The sequence below is a fragment of the Vibrio sp. E150_011 genome, from assembly GCF_053544015.1.
Genome location: NZ_JBHFOL010000002.1, coordinates 515,496 through 533,325, shown reverse-complemented (window position 1 = coordinate 533,325; position 17,830 = coordinate 515,496). Strand labels below are relative to the sequence as shown.

Here is a 17,830-nt window from a genome sequence, read left to right as displayed (position 1 = left end):
GAAGAACTAACAAATTAGAAATTGATAACTTTTGTATTATCATTAAGTTATCTTACAAATCGACTTCAAGGTTATTTCATTGTCATTACGATTATTGCAGGGGCTCGCTATCATTATTGTATCGATGGTGCCCGCAGTTGCCGATATTGAAGAACCTAAATCGCCAAGCTTTTATGGCGGCCGCTCAATCGCGCCTGAGCAAACGGCCTCCGGGACACCGCAATCCAAGAACCAGGACATTGATTTTCAAAGGCGTGCAATCTCTCCTCCCATTATCGCTACGTCACTCCCGAATGAAGACACTCATCGCACAGATGAATCGCTATCTGTTTTTGCACCAGATATTCAACGCCTGACAAGAAACGACCGCTTACTCGCACACAAGGCACACTATTATTTTGAAAAAAATTATCATGATAAAACGGGAATGTGGGACTCCGTTCAAGGCTACCATCACGCCACCATGTGGGATGTGGCAAGCGGATTAGCCGCCACGCTTGCCCTTCATGCCCTAGGGTTTGAAACCACCGAGGTGACACGTGATAGGCTCACCGTCACCTTAACAACGCTTGCTGATTTCCCTTTGTATAATGACAAACTGCCTAATAGGGAATACAACACTAAGACGGGGTTGCCGGCAGGCAGTTACAGCACGACTAAGAGTAACGGCAATGGCTGGTCAGCGCTGGATATTGGACGACTTCTCATCTGGCTCAACATCACACAGGCTTCATTTCCCGATCTCACTCCAATCATTAATACCATCACCTCACGGTGGGCACTCTCTGCTGCAATCAAAGATGAAACCTTGTATGGCACTAAGCTTTACAAAGGAAAAGAGTATTTCAGACAAGAGGGACGGTTGGGGTACTTGCAATACGCCGCTCAAGGGTTTTCTCTCTACGGGTTCAACCTTACTGATAGTTTCAGTAACACCACAACAACTAACATTGATGTAGATGGATCGCGACTGCATATCGATATTCGCAATGTGCCTTATTTTACCAGTGATCCCTACGTATTATTGGCCTTAGAAATTGGTAATCCGTCAGTGTGGTGGAATCAGCTTGATACCCTTTATCAGCTGCAAAAGAGACATTCTGAACAAACGGGAAAACTTCATGTCTATGCCGAAGATGCGATGAGTAAAAGCCCATGGTTTGCCTACAACAACATTTATTACTATGGCACTAGTTGGTTGAGTGTCAGCCCTGGAGGGAAACCTATCGAAACGCCTCAGACGTTTAGTAACAAAGTAGGATTTGGATTTAGTGTGCTATTTGATGATGCTTTTAGCAAACAGCTCAATGATGAGGTATTACGAACCAGTCTGACTTCTCGGAGTATTCCAACGGGTGTTTATTCCGACAATGGCACCAATAATGCTTTCAACATCAATACCAACTCGCTAGTACTCGTCTCATTGTGGTACAAGTCCTTGGGGAGTGTTCCAATCTTAGAGGCGGTACTACAACGAACGCTACAATGGGAAAACCAAGTCTCTGAGGATACCGCGCTACAACACGAATCAATTGAGTGATTCGACGCACGGAATTTCTGAGTCCAAAGCAAGTTTGAAATAGAATCTACTGTTTAAGCACAAGCAGGGAACTTCTCACTCATGGTAAGTAAAAAGTTACCCGCAACGATCACCTTATTTATTACCGTCTTTATTGAATGTCACGCTTGTCAGTTACACCGCGGCAATGACTGAGATTTCAACCAGTAACTCTTCTCGAGCCATACTGGCTTCAACACAAGCTCTGGCGGGAGCATGACCTTCCGGTACCCATGCATCCCAAACGTCGTTCATTGCTTGAAAATCAGCCATCGTTTTAACGTAAATGGTCGCTGATAATAGTTTTTCACGACTAGACCCTACACTTTCTAACAAGTCATCTACTTTTTCCAACATGGTTGTGGTCTGGTGCGTGATGTCTTTTGTTGAGTCTTTAGCTACCTGACCGCAAAAATAGACGGTCCCATTATGAATGACTGCTCGGCTCATGCGTTGCTTTGTCTCTTTTCTTTCAATCATTTTATTATCCTGCTATCTCATCAACGGCTCGGCTTAGCCGCATTTATTTTGCCGAATAATACGGTGGATTCCCGCTGCTCATCAATGAATTATTTCAAAAACCGAGACCACACTCTAAGTATCAATTTCAAGCTCACTCATTAAGCAATAAATCGTTGGTATCATGATGAAATAATGATCAAAAAAATCACGACTATAGGTTTATTCGGTAGTCAGTTCATGTACATTACATCTATCACATGTCACAGGGATAGTAAGGTATGACGAAGAAAGTAATGGCTATTATAGGGACGGGGGCGATTGGAGGTTACTACGGTGCTAGGTTGCATCATGGTGGGCACGATGTCCATTTCCTGTTTAACTCCGATTATTCGCATGTTTGTGAAAATGGGCTAGTCGTCGATTCTCATTACGGTGATTTCTCCATCCCACGGGATGCCCTACAAGCCTATCAATCTAGCCATGACATGCCGAAAGCCGACGTTATCTTCGTCTCTATTAAAACCACTCAAAATCATCTGTTATCTTCTTTAGTCTCTCCCATCACAAAGCCCGACTCTCTCATTGTATTGTTACAAAATGGCATTGGCGCAGAGGAAGAGCTATCGCAACAAATCAAAACGCCACTCATTGCGGGCGGTTTGTGCTTCATCTGTTCGAACAAAATAGGTCCTGGTCACATCGATCACATCGATTATGGCCGCCTTACGCTCGGCGGACTTAACGATCAGAGCCTACCTCTGGTACAAGACATTGCAGATGATCTTAAAAACAGTGGTGTCGAGACCGATGTAGAAAATTCAATTCTAACGGCTCGCTGGAAAAAGTTACTTTGGAATGTACCTTTTAATGGCTTATCCGCGGTGTTAAGTGCTGATACAGAACAGATAATGCGATGCCAGGAGCTTGTAGCGTTAGCAAAAACGATCATGACCGAAGTAAAGAATGTTGCAAAGACAACGGGGACCGAACTCCCTATGACACTCATCGATACCATGCTCACCAACACCGCGACGATGAAGCCGTATCAAACGAGCATGTTATTAGATCTAAAGCATCAACGGGCACTTGAGTTGCAATACATGTATAAAAACGTTCTAGATATTGCGCAACAAAATAGGGTTGAAATGCCAAAAACAGAGACGTTATACCAACAACTTTGCTTTATCGATCCTAGCTATTCAGGCTAATGAACAATTAAAAAGTACCATTGAGGAAAGGCGAGAACCACTCGCCTTTTTTGTTAACGATATAACGTTATTTTTTGTAGCCTTTTATTGAGTATAGTAATGGCACGTTCTTACCTTTGTGAAGCATTTGATAGCCTTCACCTTTTACCTCAATGAGATCTTCGAAGCAGCAATAAGGACTGTATGGGTGCTCGTGGAAACTGTCGATGGAAATCCCAACCTCTCTTAGCGCAGTAATCACCTCGCTGATAGGATGCGACCATTGGGCTGTCATCGATTTGTGATCAACTCCATTTTCCGTATAGGTACTCCCCTCTTCAATGTCTGGTGCTTGATGAGCGAAATAACTGTAGCCCGATAATAAGTCAATCATTGGATGAAATTCTATCAGGTTGAATTGCCCACCTGATTTTAGCGAGTTCGAGATCGTCGTCGCCCATAATTTTAAATCAGGCAACCACCCCAAGACCCCGTATGAAGTAAACACAATATCAAAAAGCTTGCTATTTTCTCGACCAAATTGACAAACATCGGCATTAATGAATTCGGCATCAATACCCATTTCTTCCGCTAAATAACGCGCCTTTTCAATCGCTTTGGTCGATAAATCAACGCCGGTAACCTTGGCCCCTTTACGCGCCCAAGACAGTGAATCTTGACCAAAGTGACACTGTAAATGTAGCAACGACTTTCCCGCCACATCCCCGACTTCTTCCAGTTCAATTGGGTTGAGTGACGACTTCCCCCGAATAAACGTATCAACATCATAAAAATTCGATTCAAAATGCAACGTAGTACGCTGATCCCACGCTTTTTGGTTCATCGCTAAATAATCCATATCTCTCCCTTTGTTAAACCTTGGTCGTGAAACAAAACAAGGTCGTCAAATTTCACACCGTGGACCTTGCGCCTCTTCAGTTGTCCAATCGCCTGAGAGCCACAAAGCCAGTGGCAATCATCGAAAAATATCGATAAAATGCTGCCGTTATCCTTAATTTAAAGTAGCCCAATGAAACGTATAGTGCTCTACATCGCCGATAAATGCCCCCATTGTAAAGATGCTCAACGATATTTGGACAGCAAGGGCATTAAGTACAGGCTAACAAACTCTAAAATGCAAAGAGGCAGAAAAGAACTGCAAGCCATGGGTGCACGCTCGGTACCAGTCCTTAAAATTGGCGATCAAGTCATGATTGGCTGGAATCAAAAAAACTTCGACAAGATGTACAATTCCAACTAACTCGGTGAGCTATCTAGAGCTCGCCATTTTTCGCCAACTGTCCCCTACCCACCATAAAAGCACATTAATTCAATGACTTAGATTTGTTTCTTGATAGTAATAATAAATTACACATTTTTCTCTACTAAAATTATACGATTTATTTATACTGCCGCTCCTCAGGATACGAGTCGTTTCGTATCCACCTACGCGGCCGTATTCCCATTATGTACCAAGCTCTTATTTCAATGCCCCCTGCAATTGCACTTAGCATTGCTATCGTCATTGAGGTCATCGCGACCTCTTTTATCCCAAAGACTGAGCAGTTTACTAAGCTGTCACCCAGTGTTGTCGTCATTATTGGTTATGGCATCGCATTCTTTTTACTGTCTGTTACCGCAAAAAGTATGCCGCTAGGCGTTGTATATGCCATATGGAGTGGCTCTGGTATTGTGTTAATCGCAACGGTGAGCTACTTCCTTTACGATCAGAAACTGGACGTACCCGCATTAGTCGGTATCGCCTTTATTGTTTGTGGTGTTCTGATTGTCAATTTGCTCTCAAAATCGGTTGGGCATTAAACCCAAATCAATGGTCAGCCACGATAAATGTCGAGTCACTGCGTTTATGCGTCAAATTAAAGATAATCTTATGCATGCTTTTTGTGTGTTTTGATGTACTCAATAAAAGCTCTATCCGCTCGTGATAAATACCCATCTTTGCGCCATGCTAATGCTAAATCAACAAAGACAGGGGGATCAAAGGAGATACCCCTCGTTTTTGGTTCATGCTCGGTGACCAGTTCTAATAACGCGGTAATGGCAAAGTCTTGTTTTACGATACTGAGTATCATGGGTAGTAAATTCGTCTCGTATGAAAATTGTGCTTCGATCCCTAAACGCTGACATTCCTCGTCGATAAAATCTCGATGAAAATAACCGGGCTTAAACATTACCAGTTCTTCTTGGAAAAAAGTGTCGAATGTTAAAGAGTTACGGTCAGCAAGGGCGTGGTGCTCACTCACAACCGCAACCATTTCCGAACGATAGATAGGGTCAACCTCAAGGTCATCGGGCACATCGGTATTACGGATCACGCCTAAGTCAATCTCGCCGGATAACAGCATTCTCCGAATATCCTGGGTCCCAGCCTCTACCACTGTCATTTTTAAATTTGGGTAAGAGAACTTAAATGCCATGACTATTTTCGGAAAGAAGTAACTCCCCATCATACTTGGTGTCCCTAAGCGTACCTCACCTTTTAGCAGCCCTTTTAGCTCGTCCATCGCCAATGTGGCATCATTCACTTGTTGGATTATTTTTCTGGCATGAGGTATGAGTGCACGCCCCTCTTGAGTCAGCATGACTTGTTTATCAATACGTGAAAAAAGCTGAACACCCAATTGCTGTTCAAATTTTTTAATCGAAATGCTCAGAGCTGGTTGAGCAATATTGATTCGCTTTGCTGCTCGGGTGAAATTTTGCAGCTCAGCAACAGCAATGAAATGTTTGAGTTGTCGAATATCCATATAAATAAAATATATCAAAGCCATAGTATTAATATATTTCATATATCTACAAACAAATGCTAATTTCATCACAATACGGTTTATTAACGAATCTGCTCTTTGAGAATACGGCTCATTGGGAACAAGCCGTGCTTAGTAAAAGGCCGTTGGTGTTAACGGACACCATCTCAAAACAAACAGCATTATCTGGACACAAACAGCACCGGCAACGACATAACGAATTCGAACAGGACAAGAGAGGCAAACTGTGATTGAGCGGCACTCAACGGAATATAACCGAGTCACGTGGGGCTTATCCTTAGGTTCCTTTTTAGTATTCTGTAACTTGTACCTGTTCCAACCTATTCTTCCTCAATTGGCGCAGCATTTTTCCGTATCAGAAACAGAAATCAATTGGGTGTTTGCCGCCTCTACACTTGCGTTGTCCGTCTGCCTTGTTCCGTGGGCAATCAGCTCAGAAAGTATGGGGCGTCGATTTGTAATGTTAACCGGTCTATTGATGGTCCCTATCATTGGTGGGTTAATGCTGCTAACGGAAAGTCTATTATCTTTGGTAATACTGCGCGCTATGATGGGGTTCGCACTTGCCGCCTTCGCCTCGGTTGCGGTTGCCTATATGGTAGAAGAGCTTTCTAGTGAAGCTTTTGGTACCGCCATTGGTGGCTATATTGCTGCCAATTCTTTAGGTGGTATTGCGGGACGAATCGCTGGGGGGGTATTAACCGACCTATTTAACTGGCAAACAGCCGTCATTGTCATCTCTATTTTTACCTTCATTTGCGTATTGATTGTCGCTTGGTTACTGCCCCCTCAACAACACTTCAAACCAACGAAAGGATTGTTTTATCATCATAATCGGGCACTCGTTAGCCATTTATCAAACACCAAAATTTGGCTAGCAATGCTCATCGGCGGGGTCAACTTTTCGCTTTTCGTTAATCTTTACTCTGTGATGGGATTTCGCTTGGTGAGCCACCCACATAATTTGCCTATCGCGATAGCCTCATTAATATTTCTTTGTTATCTCTCCGGAACCATTTCGTCCAAGTGGAGTGGTCTATGGCGTCGCCATTTCTCACCCTTATTTGGCATGGCATTTGGTGCAACGATCAGTTTATGTGGAATGTTAGTGGCGATTATTGACACCATACCCGCTATGATTATTGGCTTATTGATGATTAGCGGTGGCGCATTCTTTACTCATACACTCGCTTACGCGTGGGTCAGCCAAAAAGCCACTACGGCAAAAGCCACGGCCACCGCCCTATATTTGGTGCATTACTATATCGGCGGCAGTTTAGGTGGTTTCTTTTTACTGTACTGCTGGCAGCACAATCAATGGTTAGGCGTCGTCGAAGGCGGCTCAGTGTTATACCTGATTCTATTCGGTCTTTGTTGGAAACTTAAATTGGTCAGTGACCGACCTCAAGTGCCTCTTCATTCTGCTTAACGAAAATTATTTGGCTAGTATTAGCGAAAGATCGTCAGCGATCATATAATCGGGTTAATCATTATATCGGTAGAGTGTTATGTCGTTACGTAAAGAAGTCGTCCTCATAGAAGAACAAGTTCAGCAATGGCTAAAAGACGTGGTGATTGGGCTGAATCTATGCCCATTTGCTGCAAAGCCTGAGCGCAACAAACAAATCAAGACGTTTGTGAGCTTGGCCGACAAAGAAGAAGGTTTATTGGAAGATATACTTGGAGAGCTAATGCTGCTTGAGCAGACTGAGCCACAGGATCTTGAGACGACGCTGGTCGTCGTGCCCAATATGTTAGATGACTTCATGGACTACAACTTTTTCATTGATTGGGTAGAAGCGCTCATTAAACAGAATGGTTGGGATGGCATTTATCAAGTTGCCACGTTCCATCCCAATTATTGTTTTGGAGGCGCGGCACCAGAGGATGATGAAAACCTAACCAATCGTTCTCCTTACCCCATTTTCCACCTGATTCGTGAAGCTAGTATGGAAAGAGTGCTTAAACACTACCCAGAGCCTGATGCCATCCCAGACAATAATATCGAGCGAGTAAGCCGTCTTGACGAAGTCGAGCGTAAAAAGCTTTTCCCTTATTTATTCGCTAGTTAGAACATAAACGCGAAGACAGTAAAGTTACATTTCAATAATAGCCATTTCACTGGTTTTCGGTGAGTGATAGTTTCTAGATAATGACCTTTGGAGACTATCACCATGAAAGCTTGGATTAAATTTATTCCGCTTGTATTACTTGTTACATACGTCATCACTTACGATGTGATGGATTCAACACAACACAACACACAGCTCACTAATGCAACTCAACAAATGGCCACGTCGGAATAGCGGCCTTCACTACCCTTAATCTAAACCAACGTTTCTAACTGAGCCTTAGTCTTAATGGCAACCAAGTCTTAATGTGTAACTTAGCCTTAATCGCCACCTTTAGCAGGCGACAAAGGTGATGATTAACGCCTTACAAATGTACACAAAAATCATTATTCCATATAGTGATCGGTAAACTATTTACTGCTAACATCCCTATCAACAACAGCACGTTACACTGAGGTAATTATGGGAATGTCTCTTGCCGTCTTCATCAAAAATGATGACAGCGGGATCGAGCTCGCTCGTTTTAATCAAGCAACCAAATCGGAATTATTGGAACAATGGCATGCCATCCCTAGTGCGAAAGATGTCACCAGCCATTTTCTGGTACTGCTTAGCGAGCAAGAGCATATTAACGCCAAGTTTATTGAAGATAGGCATTTAACCCAATTGCTTCACCTTTGGGGAACCTTTGATAATTTTTACCAAGAGTTGCCTGAATTTGAATAATGCCCACGACCTGTAAATGGCGTCGGTCAAATAGTGCCTCAGGCACCATTTCAAAGAATCAAAGGTAAAAAGCCACCTCTTTCGAGGTGGCTTTTTGTGACGATTCGGGACCCTAATTCCAAAACGTCGTTTCCAAAAAGTACGTGTACCTTTTGAAACTGGTTACCTAATTCACCTGTCATTGAGGTGAACTAAGCCAAACCGTAAACAACCGAGCATATTCACTCTATTGTTATAATTCAAAGTTAAGTATATGAATTGCTTATTCGTTGCGCAATGTTGTTTTCATCATATTAGCGCATAACAATATCACAGCCAGTAATTTATTTCACTTAGTGAAATAAATTACTGGCTCGCGAAAGTTCCTCTGTGCCTAACTTCAGCTAGCTATCAACAACGCCCTTTGATAGGATCATTTTCATTGTAATCTAACGAAAAAGAACCGATGAACTTAACTAAACTTACCCAAGAAATATTTGACCACTTATATCAAGATATCACGGAGTTTCGTACCACATTTGATCTTCCAGTGAATGCGCCGTCTTCGTTAGATGATGCGGCCGATATGTTACATAGCTCGCTAGCCATTGAAGAGATGACGGAGCTGGCGGAAGCCGATTCAAAAATCGAGCAAGCCGACGCTATTATTGATTCGGTTTACGTCTTGATGGGAAGATTGGTTCACCTTGGCAATGACAAGGTTGAGGCGAACGTTGCGATTAGTTATTTAATCGAACTTCTGCTGCATGTCGCTGCCAACCGCAACATAGACTTTATCAAGTGCTGGGACGAGATTCACTCAAGCAATATGAGTAAAGTGTGCCGCAGTGAAGCTGAATATGCAGAAACAGAAGCACACTACGCCAAGCAAGGTATTACGTTGATGTCTGTGCAAAAAGGCGCGTATGTCATTGCTAAATGTGCCGAAGATTTTATCTCGGAAGCGAAAACAATTCGTAAAGGTAAGGTTTTAAAGTCGGTGTATTATCGCCCTGCTGACTTAGCACCCATTGTTTAAGTAACTACTGCATGCATAGTTAATAAATTTGCCGCTTAAAGGGCCTTATTTGGCCCTTTACTGTCACTCATTTTTATTATTTCAGCAACTACTCATCAAACAGCAAGTATTCTCGACCGTGTATCGTGACGCGCTGCACTTGAGTGGAATAGACTTGGCCAACATTACTCGCAGTCAATACTTCATCACTCCTACCCTGTTGTACCAATACACCATTGTTCAACATCACCACATGATCGGCACGCCTTAAAGTAACGTTAAGATCATGATTCGCCACCACGACAGCCGTCCCTTGCTCCATGATCCGCGCGATCATTTCATGTAAGTACTTTTCTTGCCCTACATCTAATGGCGCTGAAGGTTCATCGAGAACAAGCAGTTTGGCGAAAGGGTTAATCGGTTTCCAGATTTGTAAGCAACATGCGGCCAGTCTGACTCGTTGCCACTCCCCTCCGGAAAGATGATGGACAGTTCGAGTGAGCATCGACGTCAAATTCAGCAATGCCGTTATTTCTGTCACCGCGTGATTCACTTGCGTATTTTGCCCGTCGCAACAACTAGGAATGGACAGAGACAGATATTGGTAAACCGGCATATTGAAAGCCGGGCGTGACGACTGGTTTAGATACGCCCTCAACAGTGACAAATCCGCTAGCGACAACGACGACACCGCTTTGTCATCAATCGTGACCTGTCCCTCAGCCTCTAAGATACCCGTCAACGCAGACAAGAAGGTACTTTTCCCACTACCATTTGGCCCAATAATATGCGTCAGCTTCCCTTCCGGAATCGAAACGGATAACGGCAGTAAGCGAGTGCCCACGGATAAATTATGAACCTGTATCATGACTTTTTACCAACATCCAAATAAATACAGGCGCCCCTATGGTCGTTGTCATAACGCCCACGGGCAGTTCTGCAGAATCGAGCACGATACGAGCCAGTATGTCAGAAACCACCAACAGGGCAGCGCCTGACACCGCAGATAACGGCAATAAGTATTTGTTTTCAGTGCCGAAAGCTAGGCGGAGAAGATGAGGGATCACTAGACCAACAAAACTGATCACGCCCCCCAAAGCAACCGATCCGCCCACCAGCAGTGATACAGCCAGGATTAATTGCCAACGGATACGATGTACATCCACACCAAGTTGTTGAGCGTGCACCTCGCCCACCATTAATTTGTCAAGAATGGAACCTTTGCTGCACAACCAGATCGCAACCGGGATCATAATCAGTGTCAGGCTGTGTTGATACCAACTCACACCGCCAACACTGCCCATCAACCAATACATCAGCTGACGAATACTAAGATCGTCACTAAAATAAAATGCCCAAGTAACCACAGCGCTCGATAGAATCCCCAGCGCTACGCCCACCAACAATAGCCGGGTCGTCGTTAAACGCATCGCGCGAGCCATGCCAACGAGTAGTAAGGTAAAACACAAGGCACCGCCGACACCAGCCAACATAAATGCAACAGGGGTTGCGGCGACCGGCAATACAAACAAAACCAACACCATACCTAGGCTTGCGCCCCCGGAAATCCCGAGGACACCCGGCTCTGCAAGTACGTTCCCGAGCAGCACTTGAAGTGCCGCTCCAGACAACGCAAGTGCTGCACCAATCGCGGCGGCGGCAAGCAAGCGCGGTAACCTGAGATCGTAAAGCAACCTAGATTCAAGCTTTGTTTGTGGCGAGAATGGATTAATAAGTATTTCACCTACAGAAAGGTGAAGAAAAGCGCAACCTATTAAGACGATGCTCATCGCTGCAATAAGCGTACGCCAACGTCTTTGGTTTTGATTCAGTAACTGATTGAATTTCATATGAGGGAGAATAACAGTGGCGTTAAAATACGCCACTGTTTTTTGCTAATCGTAGACCAGTTGGTCATCCTCGTAGCGAATGGCTACTTTTACCACCATGAGTGCAGCACGCTGGCCGACCTCGACTCGACGGTTTGGAAAAACAATCGCCTCATGATCATTTTTTGCCATTAATGGCTTATCGCCATCATGCCCAAACACTTCGCCATGTTTGAATTCGGTGAAATTCTCTACCTGCTCATCAAACAAAAAATCGAAGTCTTCTTGCTGACGCACGATGGTTCGTGAGACTCGATACATGACAGGAGGCTTGGCGATATGCTCTGCAACTTCTGAAGACAGCAAGTCTCTTGTTGCGATGTCAAATGCTAACAGCTTTTCTAGATTATTCTCACCAATCTTTGCGACACGGCCAAGCTCCATTGTCAGCGCTTGTGCTGCAAAATTCTCAGCCGAATACCAACTGAAGGTGCTTGAGGGCGCATTCGATAATAGCGTCGCATCAATGTGCGCGCTGGCGACATAATCAAATAAAGCCTTGCTGCGAACCGGGTGGCGTGTTTTAGGGCTCACCACAAATGAGTAATGGGCAGAAGCTCGAATCGCACAGTGTAGGTCTAAATGCCAACGTTGAGACTCAGGCGTGTCTTGATAAAACGCACTCACCTGTGACTTTAAATGTTTAGCAATCGCCACTTCACGGTTCATTGGATGCGAACGCTCGTCAAACAAACGATTTAAGTTTTCATCGATGTAGCGGATATGCTTATTCGTCGACTCTGGATGAGCAATGATAAAAAGACAACGAGCATTTAATTTAAGAAAACCCGACTCGATATCTTCCACCATTTTGTCTACCAGTTCCATCGGCGCTGTTTCATCGCCATGAATACCGCAAGAAATAATGATGTGCTTGCTGTGTTTATTTATCGTACTAGGTGTTACTTCCAATATTCCACGATGAGTAAGATCCATTTTTGCACCGGAATCGGTCACCATGGATTTAGCTTGAAACTCAACATGGGTTTCGAGCGTATCTTTAAGAAATGATTGGCGAAAAAACGATTTCGTCATGCGCTGCTCCCTATCTAACAGCGGTATGGTAATGAATCATTACGCAAATTTATAGGGAGCGGATCGCGTTTATAGAAGTAAATCATGTTTGAAAACAAGATTTACTTCTATTTGATGACAAATCATCCACACCACTCACCATTTATTGAAGTTTGTTTCCCATTCTCACGTGAAATGTTACTTTGCATCAAAGCAGATTCACCGTGATACTTCGTTCAATAATGCTTCAAATTCATCCACTTTTTGTTCCAATCTCGCCATACTTTCTTGCCAGAACGTCGATTGAGTTAAGTCACTCCCCATATGTTTAGACACCACTTGTTCCGCCACATAAGACCCTGTATCACGCAGTAGCGCGACATAATCAGGGTAGAATGTCTGCCCTTTAGCTGGACGCTGTGCGTAGACGCCTAAACTAAACAGGTAACCAAACAGATAGGGGTAGTTGTAAAAACTCAATTCCGAGATGCTGAAGTGAAGTTTGCTTGCCCAAAAGTAAGGGTCTTGCCCCTCCATTGAGTCTCCATACCAAGCCTGCCATGTCTCAGACATCAATTGGCATAATTGGTCAGAATCGAGCTCTGCTTCTTCTCGAGCTTGATAAAACGCCTTTTCAAATTCATACCGGACGGGAATATTGATGGTGAGCGCATACGCCGACGATAGTTCCTCCCAGAGCATTTCAAGTTTCTGTTCCGGTGTACTGGCATGGCTTAATAGGTAATCACGCACTATATTTTCAGCGAAGATCGAGGCGGTCTCTGCCAGTGTCATCGGATATCGAGTACGACAAAGTGGTAAGTCTCTCATTACCCAGTTATGAAAAGCATGGCCGAGCTCATGAGCCAATGTGAGTAAATCTGAACGACTGCCACCCCAGGTCATGAAGACAAGTGGTGTCCTCGTGGCCGCGAGTTTTGTACAGTACGCGCCTAATCGGCGATTTTCTGATGGTTCCGCGTCTATCCAGCCGTTATCGACCATCGTTTGAACAAACGCGGCCATAGCAGGGTCTACGGTTAAAAAGGCAGATTTAATGACCTCAATGCCTTCAGAAAATGAGTAGACCTGTGGCTCGCTATCATTAAGCGACGGCATGGCCGCTAAATGATTCCATGGCGTCATCTTATCACTACCATGTACCCGAGCCATTAATCGGCCAGCACGTTGTCCTATGTGTTGATTTGATTTCGCTACCGACATCATGGCATCAAGGGTTTCTCGTTGAATACGATTCTCCCTCAAGCTGGAATCTAAGAAATGTTCGTCTTGCTGAGCCGACCGTTTCTTCGCTTCATTCAAGCGCCATCCCGCTAGGGCATTCAAAATTGCGGCAAACGAGGTAGCGTTTTGTTTCATCGCCGTTTGAATGCCTTCCCAAGCCGCCTGTTGTTTTGAAAATTCGCTGCCGTATAAAAGACTAGCAGCCTGTGAAAAGCCAACTGTTTCAGGACCTTGTTCGGTGATCATTGTGATCTGCAAAGCACCAGTAATATTATCGTACAGGCGCCCCCATGCATCTCTTCCATCGACTTGCATTGCAGAAAGTAATTGCTCTTCTGGAATGCTCAATTGCGTCTGCGCTTTGCGTTGAAGCAATTCTATCTGGAAACCTTGTCCTGCCACACTTGGGTCTTCGTGCTCAAGTACCTGTTCGATAAAATCAGTGTTCGCTAATGCCAACGTATTTTCATACGGCGTAAACGCTTGATCTAACTGCGAGCTAAGTTGCGCAATTCGACCAATCAATTGTTTCGCTTGCGTATTTGAAGCATTGGTGGACGCATAACAAGTTGCAAGTGTGTTTACTGTCGCAAGAAGTGTGCTGGCTGCCGACTTAGTTTGAATAGCATTTTGCATGGCTGTCACTTGCGCACGCTCGTCTTGATGACGGTTAAGCAGTTCTATCGTACGTTGGATTAATTCAATGTCCTGCTCAACTTTTGAATCAGAAAGATCACGATAAGCAATGGTCAGATCCCAAATAGGTTTATTCATCAGTCGCTCCTTTTATTGACGCGCCAATCGTTTTAACGAGAATATGCTCTGGCATGTCTGGGTTAATTTGAATATGAGTCAGTGAGCCATTTTGAATTGACAAGGTCGAATACCATTTTGCATTCGTCCAATCGATAGCAAGAAGATGCGCAAGTATCATCCGTATGACACCGCCATGGGTGACCACTAAGGTATCGACGCTTTGTGCGGCCAACACTTTCCAATATTGAACAATACGGGCATGGAAGTCAGTCAAGGATTCGGCGTTAGGCAGTCTATGCTGCGAAGGCGATGACCAAAAAGGCTCAACCGCCAACCATTCCTGTTCTGTCATCGACTTAAATGGAACGCCGTCTATATCTCCAAAGTGCATCTCACGCATCACAGGATGAATGGTTAAGGGGCAATGATGTAAATGAGCATATTGTTCGGCGAGCTTTTGACAGCGAATAAGTGGAGAGGTCTGTACCTCTTTAATGCCCGTTAATGCGGATTGCAACTGCGTCAGTAGCTGGCGATTCTCTGTCACGGAAACTGGAATATCAGTATGTCCGTAGAGTGCAGCATCCCCATCAACTTTCCCATGCCTAAGCAGATAGATATTAATCATCAATTCTTTCACTTAATGGTTCACGACTTACGGACCTAACAACAATACCCAAGCAATGAGCGAAGCGTTAATCAGCCCCTGATTTCAAGACTAAAGGTAAACCAGCGGCAACAAAGACCACCCGTTGCGAAACAGCGGCAATGATTTGATTCATTCTTCCCGCATTGTCAACAAACAAGCGTGTTACCTCCCCCATAGGCACCACCCCCATGCCCACTTCATTAGAGACAAGGATGACTTGTGCGGAACACTGTTGCAACGCAAACGCTAGGGCCTCAATCTCTTCTTGTAGGCTTTGATTTGAGCACGCCTTCCCTTGATAATAAATCACGTTGTTGAGCCACAGTGTTAGGCAGTCGATCAATACAACGTCGTCCTCATCAAACCTCAATAATTGCAGGGCTAAACTGGTTGGGCATTCCCACTCCTTCCAGCCCTCACCGCGCTGTGCTTGATGGTGCTCAATTCGACTCACCATTTCATCATCCAGTGCTTCAGAGGTTGCCACGTAATGCATCGATTTTTCAGGTGTGGTGAGTTCATGTACTCGGTTCTCAGCAAATCGAGACTTTCCTGAACGCGCTCCACCTAAAACAAGCTCTATTGGCATTATCAGTACGCCTATTGTCCAATTAGAATCAGAAGTGCTAGGTAAATCAGCAGTTCCATAATTTGCTGAGCAGCCCCTAAGCAATCTCCGGTATAGCCACCGATTCGACTCAGAAGCCAACGTTTAAATGTGATATGGAATGCGATAGCAATAACGATCAGCCAAAATGTAAACTCCAGACTGATAAAACACGCAGGCAATAACCCACAAACCGACAAAAAAATCAGCTCGCTAGGGTGTTGTGTATTCGCAAGGGGCTTACTTTTGCTGCCTTCAGGGTCCGATACATAGGGCATTGTCGAGATGAATGACGCCGCAACCGCTCGGCTTGTGGTGTAGCCAACAATCCAAACCGCAAATAACGATACCACGCTGCTCAATTCAACTAATGCCACATACTTCAGCAATAGGCCCATCATTAATGTCGCTGCGCCATAAGTACCCAAACGACTGTCTTTCATGATGACGAGCCGCTTTTCTAGTGTCATTCCACCACCAATGCCGTCTGCCATATCGGCTAACCCATCTTCGTGGAAAGCACCCGTTAAGAGTAAACTCACAATCATTGTCGCCACAATAGCGACAGAGGTTGGCAACACTGCATTGAACGCTGAGAATACTACGGCACAAATCAAACCAAGCAACAGCCCGACTAAGGCGAAGTATCGCCCCGCTCGGTTCATTCGCTCACTTGAGTATGGCGTAGCAGCGGGGATAGGCAGGCGTGAAAAAAAACTCAAGGCCAAACAAAAAAGCTGCCATTGATAGCGCAGCCAACTCGACTTGTGTTCGTCACTCACACCGTGACTCCAGCGCTCTCGAAGCTCGCCATATGGTTATAAAACTCAACGGCGCACGCAACCAGTGGATACGCTAAAGCAGCGCCTGTACCTTCGCCTAATCTCAATGATAAATCTAATAGCGGGCGAGCTTGTAAGCGCTCAAGAACAAGCTTATGAGCACCCTCGTCAGAACGATGCGCAAAAATCATATAATCACGAGTTTCAGGTGCAATTTTTGTGGCAACGTAAGCTGCAACCGACACAATAAACCCATCGACTAAAACGGGTACTTTATTCTCTGCGGCACTGATAAAAGCACCAACCATATGGACAATTTCAAACCCGCCGACTTCACTGAGTACTTCCATCACGGATTTATCGGCGCATCGTTCGAGACCAAGTTGCACTAAATCACGCTTTCTCGCCAGTTGCGTCAACGTAATGCCAGTACCAAAACCAACACTTTGTTCAACGGGAACATGAGCAAGACTAGAAAACAACGCCGAGGCTGAACTGGTATTGCCTATACCCATTTCACCAAATATTAACAGCTCACATCCTGTTTCCACTTTACGTGTCACCAATTCACTGCCACTTGTTAAGCCCTGGGCTACCTGTTCCATAGACATCGCTGCGTGGGTTGAAAAATCGTGTGTTCCGGCGCCAAGTCTACTTCGTATGAGCGTGTTTGATGTTGTCTCTGCTGCCTCTAGAATTCCACAGTCAACCACGTTGAAATCCAACTGGTTTGTACGGCAAAAACAATTAATTGCAGCACCACCTGCTAAAAAATTCAGTACCATTTGGTGAGTCACTGAGCTGGGAGCAATGCTCACCCCCTGATTGGCGACGCCATGATCACCGGCGAACACAATCACAGCAGGAGAGTGAATAGTTATTCGCTCTGTTAACGTACCCGTTCGATTACTTTGGATTTGAGCCAACTGAAACGCAAGACCCTCTAGCGCCCCTAGTGCTCCTAGCGGTTTTGTTTTTTGATCAATACGATGTTGAATCTGGGCGTCGAATTTTTTATCTAGCATAAGTCCATTCTCATATAACGATTTGATTGGAGAGTGTTCGATTATCCATCTATTGCTTAAACAAAAATCGTC

Annotated in this window: 20 protein-coding genes; 9 read left to right on the top strand and 11 right to left on the bottom strand. The window is 44.6% G+C overall.

All coding sequences use genetic code 11. From position 1 onward, the window contains the following. Nucleotides 1–79: 79 nt before the first annotated feature. On the top strand, nucleotides 80–1,540 hold the full coding sequence (locus ACE1OE_RS05625; protein WP_449210401.1) for a DUF3131 domain-containing protein: 1,461 nt from the start codon (nucleotides 80–82) through the stop codon (nucleotides 1,538–1,540). Between the two features lie 153 nt (nucleotides 1,541–1,693). Here the strand turns inward: ACE1OE_RS05625 and ACE1OE_RS05620 are convergent, their stop codons facing one another. Further along, nucleotides 1,694–2,038 carry a RidA family protein gene (locus ACE1OE_RS05620; RefSeq protein WP_449210400.1) on the bottom strand — a complete coding sequence of 115 codons (345 nt, stop codon included), beginning with the start codon at nucleotides 2,036–2,038 and terminating at the stop codon, nucleotides 1,694–1,696. A gap of 260 nt (nucleotides 2,039–2,298) precedes the next feature. Between ACE1OE_RS05620 and ACE1OE_RS05615 the strand changes: the two genes are divergently transcribed. Next, nucleotides 2,299–3,228: a 2-dehydropantoate 2-reductase gene (locus ACE1OE_RS05615; protein WP_449210399.1), complete on the top strand. Its 930-nt coding sequence runs from the start codon at nucleotides 2,299–2,301 to the stop codon at nucleotides 3,226–3,228. Nucleotides 3,229–3,295: 67 nt separating this feature from the next. On the opposite strand, the gene ACE1OE_RS05610 is transcribed toward ACE1OE_RS05615, so the two are convergent. Further along, nucleotides 3,296–4,066: a class I SAM-dependent methyltransferase gene (locus tag ACE1OE_RS05610; RefSeq protein WP_449210398.1), complete on the bottom strand. Its 771-nt coding sequence runs from the start codon at nucleotides 4,064–4,066 to the stop codon at nucleotides 3,296–3,298. A 171-nt stretch (nucleotides 4,067–4,237) separates the two neighbouring features. Here ACE1OE_RS05610 and ACE1OE_RS05605 point away from each other — a divergent pair, with 171 nt between their 5' ends. Both ACE1OE_RS05605 and ACE1OE_RS05600 read left to right on the top strand, forming a co-directional pair. Continuing rightward, nucleotides 4,238–4,468 carry a glutaredoxin family protein gene (locus ACE1OE_RS05605; RefSeq protein WP_372060408.1) on the top strand — a complete coding sequence of 77 codons (231 nt, stop codon included), beginning with the start codon at nucleotides 4,238–4,240 and terminating at the stop codon, nucleotides 4,466–4,468. A gap of 227 nt (nucleotides 4,469–4,695) precedes the next feature. Next, nucleotides 4,696–5,028, top strand: a complete 333-nt coding sequence (locus tag ACE1OE_RS05600; RefSeq protein ID WP_372060409.1) for a DMT family transporter — start codon at nucleotides 4,696–4,698, stop codon at nucleotides 5,026–5,028. 68 nt (nucleotides 5,029–5,096) lie between these two features. On the opposite strand, the gene ACE1OE_RS05595 is transcribed toward ACE1OE_RS05600, so the two are convergent. After that, nucleotides 5,097–5,975 (bottom strand): LysR family transcriptional regulator, encoded by an 879-nt coding sequence (locus ACE1OE_RS05595; RefSeq protein ID WP_449210489.1) that lies wholly within the window; start codon nucleotides 5,973–5,975, stop codon nucleotides 5,097–5,099. 247 nt (nucleotides 5,976–6,222) lie between these two features. Here ACE1OE_RS05595 and ACE1OE_RS05590 point away from each other — a divergent pair, with 247 nt between their 5' ends. The 5 genes from ACE1OE_RS05590 to ACE1OE_RS05570 all read left to right on the top strand — a co-directional run bounded on the left by ACE1OE_RS05590 (nucleotide 6,223) and on the right by ACE1OE_RS05570 (nucleotide 9,812). After that, entirely contained in the window at nucleotides 6,223–7,425 is a 1,203-nt protein-coding gene (locus tag ACE1OE_RS05590; protein WP_449210397.1) for an MFS transporter, read from the top strand. A gap of 79 nt (nucleotides 7,426–7,504) precedes the next feature. Beyond that, the gene (locus ACE1OE_RS05585) at nucleotides 7,505–8,068 is read left to right on the top strand and encodes a DUF1415 domain-containing protein (protein ID WP_372060412.1); all 564 of its coding nucleotides are present in this window, start codon (nucleotides 7,505–7,507) and stop codon (nucleotides 8,066–8,068) included. A gap of 102 nt (nucleotides 8,069–8,170) precedes the next feature. Beyond that, nucleotides 8,171–8,302, top strand: coding sequence for a hypothetical protein (locus ACE1OE_RS05580; RefSeq protein WP_449210396.1), 132 nt, complete (start codon nucleotides 8,171–8,173; stop codon nucleotides 8,300–8,302). A gap of 228 nt (nucleotides 8,303–8,530) precedes the next feature. Further along, nucleotides 8,531–8,794 (top strand): hypothetical protein, encoded by a 264-nt coding sequence (locus ACE1OE_RS05575; protein ID WP_372060414.1) that lies wholly within the window; start codon nucleotides 8,531–8,533, stop codon nucleotides 8,792–8,794. Between the two features lie 445 nt (nucleotides 8,795–9,239). Further along, on the top strand, nucleotides 9,240–9,812 hold the full coding sequence (locus ACE1OE_RS05570) for a nucleoside triphosphate pyrophosphohydrolase family protein (RefSeq protein ID WP_102470575.1): 573 nt from the start codon (nucleotides 9,240–9,242) through the stop codon (nucleotides 9,810–9,812). A gap of 88 nt (nucleotides 9,813–9,900) precedes the next feature. Here ACE1OE_RS05570 and btuD read toward each other — a convergent pair whose 3' ends face one another. The 8 genes from btuD to cobT all read right to left on the bottom strand — a co-directional run bounded on the left by btuD (nucleotide 9,901) and on the right by cobT (nucleotide 17,758). Beyond that, the gene (btuD, locus tag ACE1OE_RS05565) at nucleotides 9,901–10,659 is read right to left on the bottom strand and encodes a vitamin B12 ABC transporter ATP-binding protein BtuD (protein ID WP_449210395.1); all 759 of its coding nucleotides are present in this window, start codon (nucleotides 10,657–10,659) and stop codon (nucleotides 9,901–9,903) included. Further along, on the bottom strand, nucleotides 10,643–11,641 hold the full coding sequence (gene btuC / locus ACE1OE_RS05560; RefSeq protein WP_372060690.1) for a vitamin B12 ABC transporter permease BtuC: 999 nt from the start codon (nucleotides 11,639–11,641) through the stop codon (nucleotides 10,643–10,645). Before btuC ends, btuD begins: the two co-directional genes overlap by 17 nt. Nucleotides 11,642–11,686: 45 nt before the next feature. Continuing rightward, entirely contained in the window at nucleotides 11,687–12,715 is a 1,029-nt protein-coding gene (locus ACE1OE_RS05555; RefSeq protein ID WP_102470573.1) for a succinylglutamate desuccinylase, read from the bottom strand. A 198-nt stretch (nucleotides 12,716–12,913) separates the two neighbouring features. Next, a complete protein-coding gene (locus ACE1OE_RS05550; RefSeq protein WP_449210394.1) occupies nucleotides 12,914–14,713 on the bottom strand; it encodes a M3 family oligoendopeptidase in 1,800 nt (599 codons plus the stop codon). Beyond that, nucleotides 14,706–15,323 (bottom strand): histidine phosphatase family protein, encoded by a 618-nt coding sequence (locus tag ACE1OE_RS05545; protein ID WP_449210393.1) that lies wholly within the window; start codon nucleotides 15,321–15,323, stop codon nucleotides 14,706–14,708. Before ACE1OE_RS05545 ends, ACE1OE_RS05550 begins: the two co-directional genes overlap by 8 nt. A gap of 67 nt (nucleotides 15,324–15,390) precedes the next feature. Beyond that, entirely contained in the window at nucleotides 15,391–15,933 is a 543-nt protein-coding gene (gene cobU, locus ACE1OE_RS05540) for a bifunctional adenosylcobinamide kinase/adenosylcobinamide-phosphate guanylyltransferase (RefSeq protein ID WP_449210392.1), read from the bottom strand. Nucleotides 15,934–15,944: 11 nt separating this feature from the next. Next, complete coding sequence (locus ACE1OE_RS05535) at nucleotides 15,945–16,733, bottom strand: adenosylcobinamide-GDP ribazoletransferase (RefSeq protein WP_372060419.1); 789 nt, start codon at nucleotides 16,731–16,733, stop codon at nucleotides 15,945–15,947. After that, on the bottom strand, nucleotides 16,730–17,758 hold the full coding sequence (gene cobT, locus ACE1OE_RS05530) for a nicotinate-nucleotide--dimethylbenzimidazole phosphoribosyltransferase (RefSeq protein WP_449210391.1): 1,029 nt from the start codon (nucleotides 17,756–17,758) through the stop codon (nucleotides 16,730–16,732). The genes ACE1OE_RS05535 and cobT overlap by 4 nt, the downstream gene beginning before the upstream one ends. Nucleotides 17,759–17,830 lie beyond the last annotated feature (72 nt).